The organism is Leisingera sp. ANG49 (genome assembly GCF_059694505.1).
In genome coordinates this window covers 1-1,653 of sequence record NZ_JCATZN010000036.1, presented here as the reverse complement: position 1 = coordinate 1,653, position 1,653 = coordinate 1, and the positions used below count along the sequence as shown (strand labels likewise).

Sequence of the window (1,653 nt, the reverse complement as noted above, 5' to 3'; positions counted from 1 at the left end):
AGCCGCCGAACACGGCGAGAATAAGACCGTAATGATCGACGCGACTTATCTGAATGCACACCGTACCGCGACCAGCATGGCCGCGAAAAAGGGGGGGTGCGGCCGCCTGATCGGTCGAACCAAGGGCGGCATGAATACCAAACTGCACGCCATCTGCGGCAGCCAAGGGTGGCCGCCCAACCTGTTCGTCACCGCCGGGCAGGTGAGCGATTATGTCCGCGCACGGGCGCTGCCCAGCACCTTGCCAAAAGTCGGTTGGCTGCTTGGGGATCGTGGCTATGACGCCGACTGGTTCAGAGAAGCGTTAAACGACAAAGGGGTGCGCGCCTGCATCCCCGGCCGAAAGCAGCGCAAGAAGCCTGTGAAATACGACAAACGCCGCTACAAAAGACGCAATCGTATCGAGATCATGTTCGGCAGTCTCAAGGACTGGAGGCGCGTCGCAACACGCTATGACAGCTGTCCGAAAGTCTTCCTTTCAGCCATCGCCCTCGCAGCAACCGTCATCTACTGGTTATGAATCCTGACCCTAATGAGATGGGCAAATCGGAATTGCATCGAACCAGCATCATATTGGCAGCCAGCGCGCTGACCACGGACCGAAGCATGTACCCGAAAGACGTCAACCGAAAGCCGCAGCAGAAAGCAGGAAGGGCTAGAAAAGAACCGGCGAAATCGCTTTGGCGGACAAATTTGCCTGCCTAAAACCGCTTAACTGGGGCGCCCCCCCGTTACCGAAGTCCTGCCCCTAAAGGAAATAAGTTTAACAGACGGCTCAGGCCCAGTACAACATCATTCTTATAATATCCTAATTAATAGGTATCAGAAGCGGTACTCCATGGTGAAGAAGGTCTAAGGCGGTGGCGCTTGAGAGTTCTGGCAAAAAGCTAAAAAATTCATGAAGAGAGGTTGGTGGAAAATGACGAAATACTGCGCGCCTCGCCCTCAAGCATCCCCAACTAGTTTGAATACGGAACTTACTAAGGTGCACAGTGCTCAAAATACGCATCTCGCCAATTGGCCCCATTGAATACAGATACAAATGTCCAACCTGTAAATCTCTCCTTGCATTTCAGTGCTCCGAGGGGGCTATTCAAAACATGCCGGGTGAAGAATTGTGGACGGATGAAGGGGAAATTTTGTTCTTCGAGCGCGCCTTAGCTCGCGAAGGATTTTATCCTGAATTCGATCCGGATCGATTCCCGGAGTGGTTCGATTATTCCTTATTGACCGGAACTTGCGGAAAATGTGGCGCAAACTACTTTGGAGCTAAAATCGCGCTGCTACGCCACTCAAAGGGTTCTGTCGAAAAGAAATCAATCAGGGATTTTAGGAATCTCTCCCGTGGAGCGCCCCAAACCCCTGCACTAGCACTCAAGTCGTCAGGTTCCGCAGCATGGCCAGTCTCAGTTACCAAAATTGGTGGTAGCATTATGTATGAACATGTGTTTGGGCCGTTTGCAAATCAAGAGGAGTATCGCCTCGACTCGATCCCTGGATCTCCTTTCTCCTACTATACATTTACCACCAAAAATTGGCGATGGTTATCTGCATATATCTGTAGTTTCTGGCCTGAGTTGGTGGAAGTCGTTGCCGTAGGAATGGAACAGTGATGTATGTAAAAAAGTCACTAAGGTATGTCTCGGCCAGCAG

Annotated in this window: 2 protein-coding genes; both read left to right on the top strand. The window is 51.6% G+C overall.

What is annotated here, in order from left to right:
- On the top strand, positions 1–520 hold a 520-nt coding region (locus tag AC58NV_RS23550; RefSeq protein WP_497229309.1), incomplete at its 5' end, for an IS5 family transposase.
- 580 nt (positions 521–1,100) lie between these two features.
- A complete protein-coding gene (locus AC58NV_RS23545; RefSeq protein ID WP_497229308.1) occupies positions 1,101–1,613 on the top strand; it encodes a hypothetical protein in 513 nt (170 codons plus the stop codon).
- Positions 1,614–1,653 lie beyond the last annotated feature (40 nt).

Bases quoted from the DNA above. Each gene is read 5' to 3' on its own strand.
- AC58NV_RS23545 (WP_497229308.1), top strand. From the start codon at position 1,101: ATGCCGGGTGAAGAATTGTGGACGGATGAAGGGGAAATTTTGTTCTTC.